Source organism: Gordonia sp. N1V (assembly GCF_029269935.1).
Classification (GTDB): domain Bacteria; phylum Actinomycetota; class Actinomycetes; order Mycobacteriales; family Mycobacteriaceae; genus Gordonia; species Gordonia polyisoprenivorans.
Genome location: NZ_JARJDD010000001.1, coordinates 46329 through 65763 on the forward strand (window position 1 = coordinate 46329; position 19435 = coordinate 65763).

Genomic DNA, 19435 nt, shown 5'->3' on the forward strand with positions numbered 1-19435 from the left:
ATCACTCTCCGGGGCAGGTCGGCCGATCAGAAGACAGGGCTGTCCCCCGCCGTCTGAACTTACTTCCTCGGAGCTGCTTTCACCGGTTGGTTACGAGAGATTAACCGGTTCGGCCTTGCCGACTCAGATGATCGACCACGGCGCGGCCGACATCGGCCGTCGTGGCAGTACCGCCGAGATCCGGTGTCCGGGCACCGGCGGCGACGCTGTCACCGACGGCGGTGTCGATGGCCGTGGCTGCCGCGAGCATCCGACTGTCGTCGTGGCGGGTTCCCCACCACCGCAACGCCATCGCGGCGGAGGCGATGATCGCGATCGGATCGGCCACACCGCGTCCGGCGATGTCGGGGGCTGCGCCGTGCGAGGCCTGCGCCATCACGACCGTGTCGGAGCAGTTGACCGATCCCGCGGTGCCCAACGATCCGGCGAGTTCACCCGCGAGATCGGACAGGATGTCGCCGAACAGGTTCTCGGTCACGACGACGTCGAAGTCGCCGGGCCGACGAACCAGCAGGGCCGCCATGGCATCGACGTGTTTGTCGTCCACCACGAGTCCCGGATACTGCTCGGCGACCTCCCGACACACATCCCGGAAGAGCCCGGTGGTCAGTCGCAGCACATTAGCCTTGTGCACGATGGTGAGCCGACCCGAACGTTCGCGCGCGAGTCGGCACGCCTGATGTGCGATCCGTTCGGTCGCCGCACGTGAGATCACCCCCACGGCGAGCGCGACGTCGGGCGTGGGCATGAATTCGCCCGACCCGACCGTCATGTTGCGATCGGCGTAGAAGCCCTCGGAGTTCTCCCGGACGATGACGACGTCGAGGTCGGGCGCGAGTGCGCCGACACGGGGCATCGCCCGGCACGGTCGCAGGTTGGCGTAGAGCCCGAATCTCTTGCGGATGGTCGCACCCGGGGTGAGGTCGGCGGCGAACTGCGCCGGGTAGCCCGCCGAGTCATGTGGGCCCAGGATCCAGATGTCGAGATCGTCGAGCGCCTCGAGCGTCTCCTCGGGGACCGGACGCCCGTGAGTCTCGATCGCCGTCACGCCGAGTGGCAGTGACACCCAATCGAATTCGATGCCGGCGAGCTCGCCCGCCGCGGAGACGACGTCCCTGGCGACGGGGACGATCTCCGGCCCGATTCCGTCGCCGTCCATGACACCGATGCGTCGTCGCGTCCTCGTTGTGTTCATCGGACCGAGCGTATCGGCTGAACCGACCTTGAACGGGCAGGCGTGCGACCCATCCACGCCTGCTGTTGACAGCGGGTGTGACGTGCCTCATGCTCTTAACCGAATCTGATTCGTTTAACCCTCCGCAGATCTCACAGCTTGCGAAAAGAGCACTCCCATGACCCGACAACCGGCGACCCCATCGATTGCCACTCCGCCCGAGCCGGCACGCCCCGAGGGCCTCGACAGTCCACCACCACCGGAAATCGGCCTGAAACAGAATGCGCTCGGCGCACCCGCCATCGCCTTCATGGTGATCGCGGCGGCCGCACCGCTGACAGTGATGGCAGGCGTCGCCCCCTTGGCACTGTCCATCGGCGGGGCCGGGGCGCCGGTCGCCTACCTGGTTGCCGGTGCTGCGTTCGCGATCTTCGCCGTGGCCTTCATGGCGATGACCAGGGCAACCGGCGGAAAAGGAGCGTTCTACTCCTACATCACGCTCGGTCTCGGCCGGTCCGTCGGACTCGGATGCGGGCTGTTGGCCGTCGTCGCCTATAACGCCCTGCAGATCGGCGTCTACGGTTTGATGGCCATCCAGACCCAGGACGCGATCACCCGCCTGTTCGGCATCACCATCGGGTGGCCCTATCTCGCACTCGCCGCGATCGTGATCGTCTGGTACGTCGGGCGGCGCGGAATCGACGTCGGGGCGAAGTTCCTCGGGGTGCTGCTCTCCCTCGAAACCGGGATCCTGCTGATATTGGCGTTCGCCGTGCTGGCACAGGGCGGCGCCCACGGGATCGGCTTCGACTCCTTCCATCCGTCCGCGGTGTTCGCTCCCGGGATGGGTGGCATCCTCGCCTTCGCCTTCGCCGCGTTCATGGGATTCGAGTCCACCGCGCTCTACCGCTCGGAGGCGCGCAACCCCGACCGGACCATCCCCCGGGCGACATACTGGGCGGTCGGCTTCATGGCCATCGCGTACTGCTTCATCGTCTGGTCGATGGTGCAGGCTTACGGCGCCCGCGAAGTCCAGGCCGCGGCCACCAACGACGTTGCGGGACTGTTCTTCTCCGCGATGACCCATTACGTCGGAACATGGGCCACCGACATCATGTCGGTCCTCATCGTGACCAGCGCACTGGCCTCGCAGATCGCTTTCCACAATGCGATCACCCGCTACACCTATTCGCTGGCCCGCGACGGTGTGCTGCCCGCCTATCTCGACCGCACCCACCCGGTGTTCCGGTCACCCGCGCGCGCCGGTGCTCTGCAAACCGTCATCGCCGTGGTCGTCGTGGGCGCCTTCGCCATCGCCGGCGCCGACCCCTACTACCGCCTCCTGCTCCTGGTGAACACCCCCGGAGTGGTCGGGATCATTGCGCTGCAACTGATCACCGCGATCGCCGTGGTGGCCTACTTCGCGCGCAAACGCCTCGTGCGAGTCGAACGGGTCGCCGTCATCGCCGGAATCGTCAGCATCGTGGTACTCGGTGTGGCGCTGGCGGTCCTGATCTCGAAGATCAATCTGCTCACCAATGCCGACTCCACCACCAATACCTGGTTGGTCGGCCTCGTCGGTGCCGTGCTGCTCGCGGGAATCGCGGTGGCCCAGTACTTCCGGCTGCGACGACCACGAATCTTCGATCGCATCGGCGGGCTGTACGACGACCCGCATGCCGACACCGAACGCTGAACACACCGAGGAGATCACCGAAATGAGCCCGGCAGACACCGTCCTGTTCGCCCGCACCATCCATACCCTGCGTACCGCCGCGCCCGTCGAGGCGCTCGCCCTCCGGGACGGCCGGGTCACCGCCGTCGGCGACGCGCGCTCGATCAAGACCGAGATCGGTGGCGCCACCGACGTCATCGACCTCGGTGACGCAACCCTGACGCCCGGACTGATCGACGGGCACATCCATCCGGTACTCGGCTTGAAGATGACCGCCGGACATGACCTTTCGTCGGTGACGAACCTCGACGAACTCGCCGTCGCGTTACGCGCTGCACCCCGAAACGACGGGTGGGTGCTCGGCTGGGGGCTGGACCCCAACGTTTTCGGCGACCGGCCGATCACCCATGCACCGATCGTCGAGGCACTCGGTGACTATGTCCCCGTGTTCATCTACCTCTTCGACGCGCACTCGGCGCTCGCGAGTCCGGCCGCGTTGCACGCGGCAGGGGTGAGCGGACCACGGCCCTTCGCGGGCAACGCCGAGATCGTGTGCACCGACGGGATTCCCACCGGGCACCTACTCGAACTCGAGGCCGTCGAGCTCGTCGACGGCGCCCTACCGAACGAACCGGCGGCTGCTCGTCGTCGGCGACTGCACGAGGTGCTGACCGCCATGGCGCAGTCCGGGATCACCTCGGGCAACGCCATGGATTTCGAGGCGGACAGCGGAGAACTCGTTGCCGCCCTGGAGAACTCGGGAGACCTGCCGATCCGGCTGCGGTTCGCGCCGTTCTGTATGCCCGGCACCGACCGTGCACAACTCGACCACATCGTCGAGTTGCAGAGGCGTGGCGGGCGACGTTGGCGGGTCGACGGGGTGAAGTTCATGATCGACGGCACCATCGACGGCGGGACCGCGTGGCTCGAACACGCCGACGCACACGGCGAATCGACCGCGCCGCTGTGGCCCGATCCAGCCGAGTACCGCGAAGCCGTCCGTTATCTCGCCGCGCGTGGGGTGCCGACGGTGACCCACGCGATCGGCGATGCGGGCATCCGATATGCCCTCGACACCCTCGCCGACACCCCGGCGACACCCACCGGCGTCCGGCATCGGATCGAGCACATCGAAACCCTGCCCGACGATCTCGTGTCGCGGTTCGCCGCGACCGGCGTCGTCGCCAGCATGCAGCCCAACCACTGCACCCTCTACACGCGTGGCGATCAGAGCGACAACTGGTCGGTCCGGCTCGGTACCGAGCGCGCGAACCGGGCGTTCCGCACCCGCGACATCCGCGATTCGGGAGCACTGTTGGCGCTCGGATCGGATTGGCCGGTGGCACCGTTCGATCCGCGCAAGATCCTCGCCGACGCACAGTTGCGGCGTCGCGCAGGCCATCTCGACGAGATCCCGGTGTGCCCGGAGCAGGGGCTGACCGCCTCGATGGCCTTGGAGGGGTACACCTCGCACGCCGCACGCGCCCAGGGGTCTGCCGACGCCGGCTGGATCGGAGTCGGTGCCCGCGCCGATTTCACCGCGTTCGCCGTCGACCCGTTGACCGCCCCACCCGACGAGCTGGCCGACGCTCCCGTCGTTGCGACGATGGTCGACGGCCGGTTCGTGTTCCGAGCGTGATCGGTTCGCGCCGGATGATGTCCTAGGCTGACGTCGTGCCCCGACCGACCTCGCCGCTCCTCGACCGCGAATCGATTGCCCGCGCCGCGCTCGCCGAGCTCGACGCGAAGGAGACCTTCACCATGCCCGGCCTGGCCAAACGGCTGGGCGTGGCGGTCTCCTCGCTCTACCACCACGTCTCCGGACGCGAAGAGGTGCTCGAGCTGGTGCGCGGAACCATCGCGGTGGCGATGGCCGACGACGTCGACTGGTCCGGCGGCTGGCGTGCGGCGGTCACGACGTGGGTGCGCACCTACCGGGACGCGTTCGGGGCGCATCCGGCGCTGGTGCGTGCGCTGACCGGGCAGACGGTCGAGGCTCCGGCGATCCTGAACAGCTACGACCACCTCGCGCGATGTCTCAGGGCAGCCGGATTCGCCGACACGGAGATCCTGCACCTCATCACGCTCCTCGACACCTTCGCGCTCGGCTCGGCACTCGACGCCGCAGCACCGGCGACGGTCTGGTCGGTCGCGTCCCTCGCCGACGACAGTGCGCTCGCCCGAGCGGTCGCCGCCGCCCCGAGCGGTCGCGAACGCGCCGATGCGGCCTTCGATTTCGGGCTCGGCCTGTTACTCGACGCGCTGGAACGTCGGCTGCTTCAGGGAACGCGTTGACCCACCCGCGTCACTCGACGCGTTGCTTGACCACGCACGATCCGGAGTCGAAGTGCGCGCAGACGTCTTCGGCGTCGGTGCGCGACTCGGCGGGACGGGCCACCACGTAGCGACTGCCCGATCCGAGCATCTCACCGGGCAGGATCAACGAACCGTAATGGTTGTCGCGGGCTTGTTCGGCCCGCCGATAGCTGCCGAACGCACCGAACTGCGCGTACCAGACGGTGTCGGCGACCGGTGGCACCGGAAGCGATGGGGTCGGTGCGTCGCTCGGCTCGCTGCCCTGGGGTGTGGTGTCCTCGGGTGTTGTGTCGTCGGGGGTGGTCTCGGTCGGTGTGGCCGACTCGGTCGTCGTCTGAGTGACGACGACCGTCGGAGCCGTCGAGCCTGCGGCCGTACTCGGACCTGTATTCCATTGACCCCCGGACAGTTTGAGTCCCACGATGACTGCCGCGACAGCGATCAGACCGACGACACAACCCACCACGACCGGGATCACCCACGGCGGTCGGGACGGACGCCGGTCGTCATACATGCGCTACTCGTGATCGTCGCTTGTTCATCATCGTCGGAGGGTGATCGTCAGTGCGCGGCGTCGTCCCACGAGCGACCGTAGCCGACCGATACCTCCAACGGCACCGACAACGTGATGGCGTTGCCCATTTCTTCGCGGACCACGGTCTCGACCTGATCGCGCTCGCCGTCGGCGACCTCGATGACGAGTTCGTCGTGCACCTGCAGCAGCATCCGCGAGCGCAACTCCTCGGCGGTGAGCCGCTTGTGCACGTTGATCATCGCGACCTTGATGATGTCGGCGGCGGTGCCCTGGATGGGCGCGTTGAGGGCCATGCGTTCGGCTGCCTGTCGGCGCTGCCAGTTGTCGCTGTTCAGATCGGGGAGATAGCGTCGGCGGCCGAACAATGTTGCGGTGTACTCGTTTCGGCGCGCCTCGGCGACGACGTTGTGCAGGTAGTCGCGCACCCCACCGAACCGGGCGAAATAGGCCTCCATCTGTTCCTTGGCCTCGTCGCGACTGATCCGCAACTGCGCGGCGAGCCCGAAAGCGCTGAGCCCGTAGGCAAGTCCGTACGACATGGCCTTGACGCGATGGCGCATCTCGGTGGTGACCTCGTCGATCGGCACGCCGAACGCGCGGGACCCGACGAAGTTGTGGAGATCCTCGCCGGTGTTGAACGCCTCGATCAGCCCTGCGTCCTCGGACAGGTGTGCCATGATGCGCATCTCGATCTGGCTGTAGTCGGCGGTCATCAGACAATCGAACGGCGTCCCGTCCTCGGCACGACCGACGACGAAGCCATGACGGATCTCGCGGCCGGCCTCGGTGCGCACCGGGATGTTCTGCAGATTCGGTTCGGTCGACGACAGTCGTCCCGTGGCCGCGACGGTCTGATTGAAGGTCGTGTGGATCCGGCCGTCGTCGGCAACGGATTTCAGCAACCCGTCGACGGTCACCTTCAGCCGGGTGGCATCGCGATGCTCGAGCAGATGTGCGAGGAACGGATGCTCGGTCTTCTCGTACAACGTCTGCAAGGCGTCGGCGTCGGTGGTGTAGCCGGTCTTGGTCTTCTTGGTCTTGGGCATCTCGAGTTTGTCGAACAGCACCGTCTGCAGCTGTTTGGGCGAACCGAGATTGATCTGTTCTCCGATGACCTCGTAGGCCGCTTCCGCCGCGGCGCGGATGCGCTCGGAGAAACCTTCCTCCAGGGTGCCGAAGTGATCGACGTCGACCGCGATGCCTGCGGCCTCCAGATCCGACAGGACGAACAGCAGCGGCAGCTCCATGTCGGTCAGCAGGGGCCGCGAATCGATGCGATCGAGTTCGGTGTCGAGGGTGTCGGCGAGTTCGGCGACCGCACGCGCCTCGAGCATGTGCTGCTCGGCCTGCTGGGCCAACCCACCGTCCTCGTCGAGCAGCGAGAGCTGATCGTTGCCTGCACCGTCGTCGGCGCGCAGCTCTCGACGCAGGTAGCGCAAGGCCAGATCGTCGAGGTTGAACGAGCGTTGGCCGGGGCGCACCAGGTAGGCGGCCAGCGCGGTGTCGCTGGTGACGCCGCGCAGCGTCCAGCCGCGCGAGCGCAGCGCGTGGATCGCCCACTTGGTCTCGTGCAGGGCCTTGGGCGTGTCGGGGTCGGACAGCCAGCCACCGAGGGCCTTCTCATCGGCCGGGTCGAGCTGGGTGATGTCGACATACGCCGACACCCCGTCCGCGGCGGCCAACGCGATCCCGGTGATGTCGGCACCGACGACGGTGTGTGGCGCGGTCACGGTCAGCCCGGTGCGCCCGGTCCGTGCGTGATCGTCGAGCCAACCGGTGATCTGTCCGGCCGCCAGCACCGAACCGTCGAGGTCGAAGCCTGCCTCCGCCTCGGGCTCGACCGAGCTGAGCGTGGAGAACAACCGATCCCGCAGCACCCGGAACTCGAGATCGTCGAACAGCTGGTGGATGCGGTCACGGTCCCAGCCGACCCGGGCGAGATCGTCGGGCCCGGCAGGCAGCTGCATGTCTCGGATGAGTTCGGTGAGTTGACGATTCGTCTGTACCGACGCGAGATTGGCCCGCAGCGCGTCGCCGACCTTGCCCTTGACCTGATCGACGTGATCAACGAGGGAGGCCAGTGAACCGTATTCGCGAATCCACTTCGATGCCGTCTTCTCCCCCACGCCCGGGATACCCGGGAGGTTGTCACTCGGGTCCCCGCGCAGCGCCGCGTAATCGGGGTACTGCGATGGCGTCAGCCCGTACTTCTTCTCGACCTCTTCCGGGGTGAAGCGGGTCAGGTCGGAGACACCCTTGCGCGGGTAGAGGACGGTCACCGAATCGTCGACCAGCTGCAGCGAGTCCCGGTCACCGGTGACGACGAGGACCTTGAAACCCTGCGCCTCGGCCTGGGTGGCGAGCGTGGCGATGATGTCGTCGGCCTCGTAGCCGTCGATCGCGAACACCTGGATACCGAGCGCATCGAGGACTTCCTTGGTGACGTCGACCTGCCCGTTGAACTCATCCGGCGACTTCGACCGCTGCGCCTTGTACTCCGGGTACATCTCCGAGCGGAAGGTCTTCCGGGAGACGTCGAACGCTGCGGCGATGTGCGTCGGCTCCTCGTCGCGCAGCAGGTTGATGAGCATCGAGGTGAAGCCGTACACCGCATTGGTGTGCTGACCGGTCTCGGTCTTGAAGTTCTCGGCCGGTAACGCGAAGAACGCCCGGTAGGCCAGGGAATGCCCGTCGAGGAGCATCAGCGTCGGCTGGGTGCTGGCCTTGGTCTTGCCGCGGGTGGCGGTCGAACTCTGTGCGGGACTCACCCGGACGAGTCTAGTGGCGACCCCCGACAGACCTTCGCCGCCCGCGACCACCGGCCGAACCCGGCGAGGCGGTCATCCCTTGCGGAACATCGGCCACACCGACGGGCCGCCGGGAAGCCGCACCTCGCGCACCACCTCAAACCCGAAGCGCTCGTACAGCGGGATGTTGGCGACGTTGGAGCTCTCGAGGTACGCCGGTCCGTCGACGCGTGTGATCCCGGCCTCGAGCAAGGCGGTGCCGATGCCCTCACCATGCCGGATCGCGCCGAGCTGCCCGAGATACCAGTGCGGTTCCTCGGGTCGCAGCCTCGCGAAAGTCGACTCGACCACCGCACCGCGACGAACGCCCGTCCGCAGCGAGGAGACGAACCCGGGAAGCGCACGGATCTCGTCGAGACGCGACACCCGGTACCCGGGCGGATCCCACACCGCGACCCCGACCGGCTCCCCGGCACGTACCGCGAGGTCCGGCGCCACGTCACTGCGGTGCGTCCACCGGACCAGGGTGCGGAACATCTGCACGTCGCCGCGCGGATCCGGCGCGATCCACCGGGTGACCGGATCGTCGATGAAGGCTTGCGCCAGAAGCGAACTGGTCACATCGAGATCGCGGGTGGGAACAACCGTCGTATCGGCCATGTCCCGACTCTACGTGCAGGCCGAGGCGAACCGGACTCAGGCGACGCCGAGGTAGGCCTCGCGCACGGCGTCGTCGACGAGCAGATCCTTGCCTGCCCCCTCCTTGGTGATCGACCCGGTTTCGAGGATGTAGCCGCGGTCGGACCGGCTCAGCGCCTGCTGCGCATTCTGTTCGACCAGCAGGATCGTCGTGCCCTCGCTGTTGATCTGTCCGATGATCCGGAAGATCTGTTGGATCACCATGGGCGCCAGCCCCATCGACGGTTCGTCGAGCAGGAGCAGCTTGGGCCGAGCCATCAGCGCACGCCCGATGGCCAGCATCTGCTGCTCACCACCGGACATCGTTCCACCGAATTGTTTTCGGCGTTCACCGAGCCGCGGAAACACCTCGAACACATGCTCCAGGGCCTCGTTGTAGGCCGTTTTGTTCTCGAATTTCCGCCCGTAGCAACCCATGTCGAGGTTCTCGAGGACCGTCATCCCCGGGAAGATGCGCCGTCCCTCCGGCACCTGGATGATGCCGCGTTTGACCCGCTCGTGTGGTGCGAGGCGGGTGATCGACTCCCCGTTGAAGCGAATGTCGCCCTGTGTCAGCTTGTTCAGCCCGGAGATCCCGCGCATCGTCGTCGACTTGCCCGCACCGTTGGCACCGAGCAGCGTCACGAGTTCGCCCGCCTCGACCCGCAACGAGATGCCGTGCAGCGCCTGGATGCGTCCGTAGTGGATGACGACGTCGGTGAGTTCGAGAACCGGCGGTACCGAGACCGATTTCCCTGACACAGACTGCCCCGACTCTCGCGGCTCTGACTCTCGCGCTGCAAACTCGTGCGGCTCAGACATGTTCGTCGATCTGATCATCGGGTACCCCCAGGTAGGCGGCGATCACCGCCGGATTGTCGCGGACGTCTTTGGGTGACCCCTCGGCGATCTTGCGACCGAACTCGAGCACCACGATCCGGTCGGTGACGCCCATGACCAGTCGCATGTCGTGTTCGATGAGCAGGATCGTGTACCCGTCCTGTCGGATCTTCTCGATCAAGCCCATCAGCGCCGTCTTCTCGCTCGGGTTGAAGCCGGCGGCGGGTTCGTCGAGGCACAGGAGTTTCGGTTCGGTGGCCAGTGCTCGTGCGATCTCGAGTCGACGCTGATCGCCGTAGGGCAGGTTGGATGCCTTTTCCGCAGCGCGTGGACCGATCCCGACGAACTCCAGCAGCGCCATCCCGCGATCCACGGCATCACGCTCTTCACGGTAATGCCGGGGCGTCCGCAGGATGCCGCCGAACACCGAGGTCTTGTGGCGCGCATCGGTGCCCACACAGACGTTCTCCAGCGCCGTCATCTCTCCCCAGAGCCGGACGTTCTGGAAGGTGCGGGCGATACCTCGGCGGGTGATCTTGTGTTGCTTGAGCTTTCCCAGCGGCGCATTGTCGAAGGTGACCGTGCCGCGGGTGGGCCGATACACCCCGGTGATCGCGTTGAAGCAGGTCGTCTTTCCCGCACCGTTCGGCCCGATGAGGCCGAGGATCTCACCGCGGCGGATCTCGAAACTGACGTCGTCGAGGGCGGCCAACCCACCGAATTCGACGGTGAGCCCCTCCACCTTGAGTAGGGTCTCACCTTCGTCGACTGCGATATCACGTTGCGGTGCAACGGCTTCGGCGACCGCTTCGGGATCGGCCAGATCCGGGTCGATTTCGGCCGGATTGACCAGGGTGGTGGCCTCGGGGTCGGAGTTCACCTCGGCGATCTGCTTGGTGAGATCCGGTGTAGCAGATGCCGGGTTGGGCTCGTCGGGCGTGCGGTGACTCATGCGGCCGCCTCCTCGGTCGGCGTCGCCCGTTTGGGGGTGCGCCGGATCGCGGCATACACCTGGCGTCCGAACGTGATCAGTCGGGCGCGTGCCGGGAACAGCCCCTGCGGACGGAAGATCATGAGCACCACGAGGGCGATCCCGAAGAACAGATACTTGTACTCGCTCAACGCTTCTCCACCCACCGAGATGCCCTGCACGCGGGCCGGCAGGTAGATGATGATGAACGCACCGGCGATCACGCCGAGCTTGTTGCCCTGGCCGCCGAGGACCACCGCACACAGGAACAGCATGGAGTTGATGACGGTGAACGCCGTCGGGTCGACATACTGCACCTGCCCCGCGTAGAACGCCCCGGACAGGCCGCCGATGCCGGCTCCGATGACGAACGCCCACAGTTTGTATTTGAAGGTCGGCACACCCATGATCTCGGCGGCGTCCTCGTCCTCGCGGATGGCCACCCAGGAACGACCCACCCGACTGCGTTCGAGGTTGCCGATGACGATGAGCACGATGATCACCGCAGCGATGCCGAACCAGTACCACCACACGCCGTAGTTGAGTGACGAGGTGTTGTTGGCGGTCGAGAACACACCACCGGGGCTGTCGGCGGACCGGCCGATCTCCGGGTAGAGCACGCTCTGCAACCCGGTGGCGCCGTTGGTGACGTCGGTGAGGTTGTCGGCGAGCAACCGCACGATCTCACCGAACCCGAGGGTCACGATCGCGAGGTAGTCGCCGCGCACGCGCAGCGTCGGGGTACCCAGGATGACACCGGTGATCCCGGTGATGATGATCGCGAGCGGCACACACGCCAGCCACGCCCACGGACCGGAGAAGAATCCGTGGTCGGTGCTGCCCCACAACGGGCTCGACGGGCTGGTCAGCAGCGCGACGACGTAGGCGCCGACGGCGTAGAACCCGACATACCCGAGGTCGAGGAGACCGGTCTGCCCGACCACCACGTTGAGGCCGATCGCGATCAGGGCGGTCATCGCGAAGGTCGCCATCACCACCCCGAAGTTGGTGGCGGTCGTGGTGATCAGCGGTGGATTGATGACGGGAAGCAGAGCGATCAGGATGATCAGCGGAACCCCGACGAGCCACTGCATGACCCGTGGCAGGCCTTCCCACCAGGTTCGGATGGCGTCGCCCAGCCCATGACGTTCGGGCGACGTGAACGATGTCGGTGCAGTCGTCATACCCTCGCCTTTCCGAGCTTCTCTCCCAGGATGCCCGTCGGACGGAACATGAGCACCAGGATCAGCAAGGCGAAGGCCACCACGTCCTTCCACTGGTTGCCGAACACCACCGACCCGTAGTTCTCCATCACCCCGAGCAGCAGGCCGCCGAGGAGTGCGCCGCGGACGTTGCCGATGCCACCGAGTACCGCGGCGCAGAACGCTTTGATGCCCAGGATGAATCCGCCGTTGAAGATGATCCCGTTCGGTACACGCAAGGTGTAGAGCAGTGCCGCGGCGCCGGCGAGTAGGCCGCCGATCAAGAAGGTGACCAGGATGATTCGCTCCCGCGAGACCCCCATGAGCAGGGCCGCATCGGGGTCCTGGGCCACCGACCGGATGCCGCGTCCCAAACGTGTCTTGTTGATCATGAAATCGGTGCCGAGCGCCAACACGATCGCCGACAGGATGATCACCATCGTCAGATTGGTGACCGGCGCACCGAAGATGGTGAACTCCTCGACGGCCTGGGCCAGTCGGATCGTCGGCTGTGCGCTCGATCCGCCCAGCGGCGGGTCCACCGGAACCTTGGGCAGCACGTAGTGCACGAACTCCTGGAGCACGAACGACATGCCGATCGCGGTGATGAGGAATGCCAGCGGTTTGGCGTTGCGACGTCGTAGTGGTCGATAGGCGACGAACTCCAGTCCGACGGCGGCACCGCCGGCCACGACCATGCCGCACAGTCCCGCGAGCGCAAGATACACCACGGTCATCAGCGTGCCCTCGGCGTAGACGTTGCCCGACGGGCTGAAACCCATGATGAGCAGGCCGATGTAGGTGCCGAACATGCCGAGCATGAACACCTCGGAATGCGCGAAGTTGATCAGTCGCAGTACGCCGTAGACCAGTGTGTAACCCACTGCGACAAGGGCATACACCGATCCGTAGGTCAATCCCTCGATGGTCAGACCCCAGAAACCGTCGACGAGCGAGTGGACGTCGAAGCCGATGGTCGACGCCACGTCGGTGGTCGTCTGGGCCGCCGCGAAGAGTGTGCTCACGTTTCCTCCCCTTCAGCCGGATGAGAGCAGCAACATGCGGTGCGCCCGGACCACCGGACGGTGGCCGGGCGCACCGGATGTGTCGGACTTACTTGACCTCGTAGACCCAGATCAGCGACGAGGTGAGCTCGCCGTCCGGTGTCCACGAGTACGGGCCGGCCAATCCCTGGCCCTTGTAGGTCCGGATGAACTCCAGCAGCTTCGGACGCGTGGTGTTGCCCTCTTCGATGCCCTTCATCATGATCGAGGCGATGTCGTAGGCCTGCACCGAGTAGACGCCGGAGGCCTGGTTGAACGCCGCCTGGTACTCCTTGGCCAGCGTTGCCGGCGCCGGACCACACGGGCACGACAGGTAGGCACCCTTGGCCGAATCTCCGGCCTGGGCAACGAATTGCGGGTCGTTCGTGCCGTCACCGGACGCGAAGGTCACATTGGGTGCGGCCGACTTCAACTGCTGGGCCAGCGGTGCTGCCTCGGCGTAGTACCCGGCGTAGAACACTGCGTCGGGACTCGCGGCGGTCACCTTCGAGATGATCGCGGAGAAGTCGCGCTCACCGGTCTTGACGTTGCCCGAGCAGTCCGAGTCGGCGGCCGAACCGAGCGACTTGGTCACCACCGCGGCCAGGCCGACACCGTAGGCGCTGTCGTCCTCGATGACACAGACCTTCTTCTTGCCCAGGGTGTTGGTCAGGTACTTGCCGACCGCCGCGCCTTGGGCGTCGTCATTGGCCAGCCCGCGGAAGAAGGTCTTCCAGCCGTTCTGTGTCAGTGCGGCGTTGGTGGCCGAGGCGGTCACCGACACCAGACCGGCCTGATTGAAGATGCCGCCGGTGGCCTTGGTCTCGCCCGAGAACGCCGGACCGATCAAGCCGATGATCGAGTTGTCGTTGGTGATCTGCGGGGCGACCTGGGTGGCCTTCTGCGGGTCTCCCTCGGTGTCGAAGCGCTTCAAGGTGATCTTGCAGTCGGGGTTCGCCTTGTTGTGCTGATCGACGGCCAGCTGTGCACCGTTGACGATGTTGATACCGAGTGCCGCGTTGGCGCCGGTGAGGGCGCCGGCCATGGCGATTGTCGACGGATCGCACTTGGCGCCGCCGGGCTGGGCCGGATTCAGAGCCGCCGACTCCGCGGCCGGCGGGACCTCTTTGCCCTCGGTATTGATCTGATTGAGAGCCGAGATCGTCAGACCCGAATTACTCGCCGACGAGCCGCCACTCGCACCGGACCCAGAATCAGTGGACTTACTACTACACGCCGAGACTGCGAGGATTCCCGTCAGTGTCACCGCGATCGCTGCGGTCGCCATTCGACGTCGCATACTTGTTGCCTCTCATCCGCCCGCCCGGCGTCGCCGGGAGATCTACCCCGTAGATCCTGAGAGGAACATAGACCCGACGACCGGCCTGCGCGGGGTAACTGAGGGAAACCGCGCAGATCGGCATCGAGCTTGTTTCAGAGATTTAACGAACGACCCGTCGAGGTCACTCCTGCGGACCGAGTGTCTCCACCACGACCTGCGCCACAGCCTTCATCGTGGTACGGCGATCCATCGCCGCGCGCTGAATCCACTTGAACGCCTCAGGTTCCGACAACGTCTGCTTCTCCATCAGCAAACCCTTGGCCCGCTCGACGAGTTTGCGGGTCTCGAGACGGTCGGTCATCGACGCGACCTCTTTCTCGAGTTCGCGAAGTTCCTGATACCGACTCACCGCAACCTCGATCGCGGGCACGAGATCGGCCTTGGTGAAGGGCTTCACCAGATAGGCCATCGCTCCGGCCTCGCGGGCCTTCTCGATGAAGTCGCGCTGACTGAATGCGGTGAGCATGACCACCGGGGCCAGCCGCTTGCTCGCGATCTCGCCGGCCGCATCGATTCCGTCCCGGACGGGCATCTTGATGTCCATGATCACCAGATCGGGGGCGAGCTGTTCGGTTAGCTCGACGGCCGCCTGACCATTGGGTGCCTCACCGACGACGTCGTAGCCCTCTTCGCGCAACATCTCGATGAGGTCCATCCGGATCAGCGAGTCGTCTTCGGCCACGAGAACCTTGTGGCCTACCTGCGCTCCGTCCGGCGTCACCGGCGCACTGTCCACCACCGTCACCATCCCCTCCTCCACGTCAAGCGATCGACCTGCGTGAACACGCAGGCCACGTCCGTCGCGCACGACGGACGATGAGGGGAAGGGTACCCGTTGGATCGCTGCTCGGCCGATCTACTAGACTCGTCTCTCGCAGCTCGACGCAGTTGCATGCCCTCGTAGCCCAATTGGCAGAGGCAACGGATTCAAAACCCGTCCAGTGTGAGTTCGAGTCTCACCGAGGGCACTCGAAACCCCTGTTCAGCAGGGGTCTTTCGCTTTATACGACTGCCACACAGCGAATTATGCGGTAGAAGTGAGGCAGACGGGCAGTGAGACCGACGGCGAAAACTGCCCGTCGACCCCGCAAAGACCCCTCCGATGCCTCTACGGACGTATCTACTAACCACCCAGGTCACACACGTTTTCTACTTTGGCTCCGATTCGCCATATTGGCCTGTGCGTCCACTCCGGCCGGCACGCATGGACAACGATCGCGCGTCACCGCAACCCAAGCCCGCCTCGACCAGACATGCTCGCCGCAGCCGATCGACTGGACACGCACCTGGATCGGCCCACACCTCCCGGTCACCGTTACCAGCGCTATGAACTTCCTATCCGACGCCCAGGAAGGCCCCGCCGTCTTCTTGGACAGCATCCGAGCGACCATCGAGATCAACAGTCTCACCGACCTCGACAGCCTGATCGGCGCACTGGTCGACGCGCACGGTCTACCAGTCACTTAGCCCCGAGTTCTTGGCTCCCTAAGCCACTTGTCCGCCAACTCTGTTGCTGCACAATCACTCTCAGCAACCGGCTTGGCGGCGTAGTCCTTTGGGTGGCGCCCAACGGTCCGGGTCCGATTCCCGGCAGGTACGCCAAGCCCCACCCAACCGAACCGAGGTGGGCCGTCGCAAATGACACCCGCAACGGGATTCGCAGAGGTCAACAGGCTCGCGCGTCTGCCCGACGCGCCATGGTCACCGAGAGCCGGCGTCTCCGCGTCGAGCGCTCCGGCAGGGCTGCGCCCGCGGCGACCAGGAACAAATCAATAGCGACCATTCCCAGTTCGCTAAACTGAACTAGTGACAGGTAGGCACCGGCTGCAACCAAACAGCGCGACGTACGAATGGATGCGTCGACACCCCGCGGTCGGCGTCATCGTCGGCGGCATCTCAACAGTGGCCACGACCGTCGCCATCGCCTGGATCTGTTCGATGATCACGTAGCGACAAGGTCGACTCACTGCGCGTTGGTATGTCGAGCACGTCGCGCCATACACACCTGGACGTGATGCCTTACGGCCTTACGGCCACCAGTAAGAGACTTCCGACAGCTGATGCACCTGACCCACTGCATGACCATGACGGCGACACTAGAGGTCGGCACCGAGAGGCAAAGGCCCCCGGCTCACAACTACCATGGCGGGATCGAAGACCTGAAGCGAGAGTCACCAGAACCCTCCGGTTCCATCCAGCGCCGTCCCCTCGTCCTAGCCACCGAAGGCGCACCGAACGCAGGTGGACACCCGAGGTCGGGCAGACCGAGCCATCTACACAGGCTCGAGCACCACCGGCAACTCACACTCGCCAACGATCAACTGCCAGGTCGGAGAGGACATGCTCGCGGTAGTCCCAGGGGCTGACGCTGACGGCAGCTTGACATCCGAAACGCTCTAACGAGTAACAACGCACGCATTCTCGTAGTTTTCGAGGACGCGCTCGTTGAACCGACCTGGGCGAACAGGGCAACACCATCGCGTTCCTTGCCGGCGAATTGCTCACTCCGAGCGGCACGCTCGTGGCCACGGCCAACGCCACGACAACGATCCGTTCGGCACGAACACGGTAGTGCAGACCTACTCGGTTGTCTCCGAAGACATTCCGCTCTTGATTCGTAGCGTGCCGTGAGCGAGGCCGAGCTCGTTCTCCAGGGCGCGGCATACGAGGCGTCCGCGGTCGGGTGTGCCGGCGTAGTGCACCAGGGCGTGCGCGTTGACACCGTCGACCATGCCGAGGAATTGCCATGCCACATCCGCCGGCTCATCGGTGGTGAACTCCCCCGACGCGACGCCCTCCTCGATCACCCCGACCACGAGCGCCTGCCAGGTGTCCATCACGGCGCGCACCGCGGCAGCGAGTGATTCGTTGGTGCGGCCCAGACTGAAGGCGTCGGCCCACACCGTGGTCACGTCGTCGCGCGAGGGTTCCAGCAGTGTCGCGACGAGTCGACGGAGCTTGTCGGTGGCGGACGGCGCCTCGGCAAGTAGTTCGGCGATCTCGTCGACCTCGGCGGTGGTCACGGTGGTGAAGGTGGCGGCGACGAGTTCGTCCATACTCGGCTCGTAGTGGGCCACGAGCGCCGGGGCGACACCGATCCGGGCGGCCACCGACCGCAGGGTCAGCACGGGGAGTCCGTCACTGCGGGCGAGTTCACATGCAGCCGAACGGATCTCCTCCGCGCGCTCCTCGGGCGACTTTCGCGCGGCGCGCGGTCGGACCGCACTCGACGATCTGCTCATGCGGGCTCCGGTCCGGCCGGAGTCGCCAAGGCGGGAGCGTCGAGAACCTCCATACGCTGTCGCGACATCATCACCAGTCCAAGGTAGATGATGGCCGCCACCACGCCCGACCCGATCGCGCTGGGGTCGATGCCCCCGAAGATGCCGGCGAGGGGCCCCGAATACAGATCCGTCTGCACGCTCAGCAGTCCGAAGGCCGAACCTCCGACCCACGCCGCGACGGCTGCCGGATTCCAGCCCCGGACGAACCAGTACCGTCCACCACGGCGTCCGTGAGCGAATGCCTGCAGGTCAAACGGATCGTAGGTGCGGGTGCGCAGCGCGCCGACGACCATGACGACAGCCCATGGTGTGGCCACCGCATTGACCACCACCGTTGCCGCGGTGATCGCATCGACGGCGTCGAGGACGAAGACACCGACGTAGAGCAGGGCGACCGCCACTGCGGCCGCGAGCGCCGTGGTGTGGACCCGCTTGAGCCGGGGGAAGAAGGTCTCCAGGTCGAGTCCCGTCGCGTAGATGCACATCACGCCCTGACCGAAACCACCCGCAATCGACACGATCAGGATGGGGATCAGGAACCAGAACGGCGACGACGACACCAGGTCGGCCATGAACTCCCCCGAGTTCACCGTCATCGCCGATCCCGCGAAGGCGCCCAGGACCGCGGGCAGCAGGGTGCCGAACATCAAGCCGGCGAACAACGCCCACCGGATCGACGAATCACTGTGGCGTTTGATCGAGATACGCCTGGTGTAGTCGCCGATGATCGGCGCGTAGGAGATCGGCCCGGCGGTGGCGAGCACCGTCGAGAGCACCATCGTCGACCAATAGCCGCCGACCGCGAAATGTCCGGTGGCGCTGTGCACATCGAAGGTCGGCGCGAACGCCACGAAGCCGAGCACGAAGACCGCCCCGGCCACGGGTACGAGGAACTTCTGCATGGCCACGATGGTGGCGTGGCCGAACAGTGCGACGGCCACGATCACGACCGAGACCACCGCGTACCCCACCCCCAGCATGACGGGGTTCTGCGGCAGACCCACCAGGCGATGCGCTGCTGCCACGAGAGCGTCGCCGCTGGTCCATACGGTGATGGCGGCGAAGACGATGGCGATCACCAGCGAGAGCGCCGATCCGATGAGCCGGCCCCGGATGCCGAAGAAGGCCCCGCTGGAAACGGTCATGTTGGTTCCGGTCCGCGGCGAGACGCCGGCCAGCGGCAGCACGACGACGGTCCCGATGAGGGCGCCGACGACGGTCGAGATCACAGCTCCCCAGAAGTCGAGTCCGAGTTGGATCGAGACCCAGCCGAACACGGCGATCGTCCAGCCCAGATTGCCGCCGGCGAAGACGGCGAACACGTTGCGGGGGCTGGAGTCTCGCTGGCTCTCCGGCAGGTAGTCGACACCGGACTCCTCGATCCGTCCGACCCGGTCGGTCGGGTCGGCGATCACCTCGGCGCCGTCGGGTTGGTCGGGCTCGGATGGTGCAGGCGTCATGGCGGTACTCCTCGGCTGGTTCGAAACCCCGACCCGATCGGGTCGGGGTGTGACAGCGATCATGTAGCTTGTTGATCACACAGTCAATAGCTATTGATCGGTCCGTCAATATTTCTCGGAAACCCTTGACTCGCGCGTCGGCAACCGCCTACTCTCGACAGTTATTGAC

At 65.7% G+C, this 19435-nt stretch carries 16 protein-coding genes and 1 tRNA gene; 5 read left to right on the plus strand and 12 right to left on the minus strand.

Translation table 11 applies throughout. The features are described from left to right. Positions 1–100: 100 nt before the first annotated feature. Positions 101–1195: an isocitrate/isopropylmalate family dehydrogenase gene (locus tag P3L18_RS00220; protein ID WP_172398832.1), complete on the minus strand. Its 1095-nt coding sequence runs from the start codon at positions 1193–1195 to the stop codon at positions 101–103. Positions 1196–1352: 157 nt separating this feature from the next. Between P3L18_RS00220 and P3L18_RS00225 the strand changes: the two genes are divergently transcribed. The 3 genes from P3L18_RS00225 to P3L18_RS00235 are packed head-to-tail and all read left to right on the plus strand — an operon-like array spanning position 1353 to position 5144. Next, complete coding sequence (locus P3L18_RS00225; RefSeq protein WP_276112912.1) at positions 1353–2870, plus strand: APC family permease; 1518 nt, start codon at positions 1353–1355, stop codon at positions 2868–2870. Further along, positions 2851–4488 carry an amidohydrolase gene (locus tag P3L18_RS00230; protein WP_276112913.1) on the plus strand — a complete coding sequence of 546 codons (1638 nt, stop codon included), beginning with the start codon at positions 2851–2853 and terminating at the stop codon, positions 4486–4488. Before P3L18_RS00225 ends, P3L18_RS00230 begins: the two co-directional genes overlap by 20 nt. Before the next feature lie 35 nt (positions 4489–4523). Continuing rightward, a complete protein-coding gene (locus tag P3L18_RS00235) occupies positions 4524–5144 on the plus strand; it encodes a TetR/AcrR family transcriptional regulator C-terminal domain-containing protein (protein ID WP_276112914.1) in 621 nt (206 codons plus the stop codon). 10 nt (positions 5145–5154) lie between these two features. On the opposite strand, the gene P3L18_RS00240 is transcribed toward P3L18_RS00235, so the two are convergent. The 9 genes from P3L18_RS00240 to P3L18_RS00280 all read right to left on the minus strand — a co-directional run bounded on the left by P3L18_RS00240 (position 5155) and on the right by P3L18_RS00280 (position 15270). Further along, entirely contained in the window at positions 5155–5679 is a 525-nt protein-coding gene (locus P3L18_RS00240; protein WP_006373251.1) for a hypothetical protein, read from the minus strand. 47 nt (positions 5680–5726) lie between these two features. After that, positions 5727–8468, minus strand: a complete 2742-nt coding sequence (polA, locus tag P3L18_RS00245) for a DNA polymerase I (protein ID WP_276112915.1) — start codon at positions 8466–8468, stop codon at positions 5727–5729. Positions 8469–8540: 72 nt separating this feature from the next. Beyond that, positions 8541–9107, minus strand: a complete 567-nt coding sequence (locus tag P3L18_RS00250; protein ID WP_006373249.1) for a GNAT family N-acetyltransferase — start codon at positions 9105–9107, stop codon at positions 8541–8543. Between the two features lie 36 nt (positions 9108–9143). After that, positions 9144–9887, minus strand: coding sequence for an ABC transporter ATP-binding protein (locus tag P3L18_RS00255; protein ID WP_006373248.1), 744 nt, complete (start codon positions 9885–9887; stop codon positions 9144–9146). Positions 9888–9939: 52 nt separating this feature from the next. After that, positions 9940–10917 carry an ABC transporter ATP-binding protein gene (locus P3L18_RS00260; RefSeq protein ID WP_006373247.1) on the minus strand — a complete coding sequence of 326 codons (978 nt, stop codon included), beginning with the start codon at positions 10915–10917 and terminating at the stop codon, positions 9940–9942. Beyond that, a complete protein-coding gene (locus P3L18_RS00265; RefSeq protein ID WP_014360252.1) occupies positions 10914–12119 on the minus strand; it encodes a branched-chain amino acid ABC transporter in 1206 nt (401 codons plus the stop codon). The genes P3L18_RS00260 and P3L18_RS00265 overlap by 4 nt, the downstream gene beginning before the upstream one ends. Then, positions 12116–13162 carry a branched-chain amino acid ABC transporter permease gene (locus P3L18_RS00270; protein WP_006373245.1) on the minus strand — a complete coding sequence of 349 codons (1047 nt, stop codon included), beginning with the start codon at positions 13160–13162 and terminating at the stop codon, positions 12116–12118. Before P3L18_RS00270 ends, P3L18_RS00265 begins: the two co-directional genes overlap by 4 nt. Before the next feature lie 88 nt (positions 13163–13250). Further along, positions 13251–14480, minus strand: coding sequence for a branched-chain amino acid ABC transporter substrate-binding protein (locus tag P3L18_RS00275; RefSeq protein ID WP_014360253.1), 1230 nt, complete (start codon positions 14478–14480; stop codon positions 13251–13253). 163 nt (positions 14481–14643) lie between these two features. Then, positions 14644–15270 carry an ANTAR domain-containing response regulator gene (locus P3L18_RS00280; protein ID WP_211544734.1) on the minus strand — a complete coding sequence of 209 codons (627 nt, stop codon included), beginning with the start codon at positions 15268–15270 and terminating at the stop codon, positions 14644–14646. A gap of 146 nt (positions 15271–15416) precedes the next feature. Between P3L18_RS00280 and P3L18_RS00285 the strand changes: the two genes are divergently transcribed. Beyond that, positions 15417–15490 (plus strand) — tRNA-Leu (locus tag P3L18_RS00285). A 358-nt stretch (positions 15491–15848) separates the two neighbouring features. Then, on the plus strand, positions 15849–15989 hold the full coding sequence (locus P3L18_RS00290; RefSeq protein ID WP_211544719.1) for a hypothetical protein: 141 nt from the start codon (positions 15849–15851) through the stop codon (positions 15987–15989). 1112 nt (positions 15990–17101) lie between these two features. On the opposite strand, the gene P3L18_RS00295 is transcribed toward P3L18_RS00290, so the two are convergent. Next, on the minus strand, positions 17102–17764 hold the full coding sequence (locus P3L18_RS00295; RefSeq protein WP_276112916.1) for a TetR family transcriptional regulator C-terminal domain-containing protein: 663 nt from the start codon (positions 17762–17764) through the stop codon (positions 17102–17104). Continuing rightward, positions 17761–19266, minus strand: a complete 1506-nt coding sequence (locus P3L18_RS00300) for a cytosine permease (protein ID WP_276112917.1) — start codon at positions 19264–19266, stop codon at positions 17761–17763. Before P3L18_RS00300 ends, P3L18_RS00295 begins: the two co-directional genes overlap by 4 nt. Positions 19267–19435 lie beyond the last annotated feature (169 nt).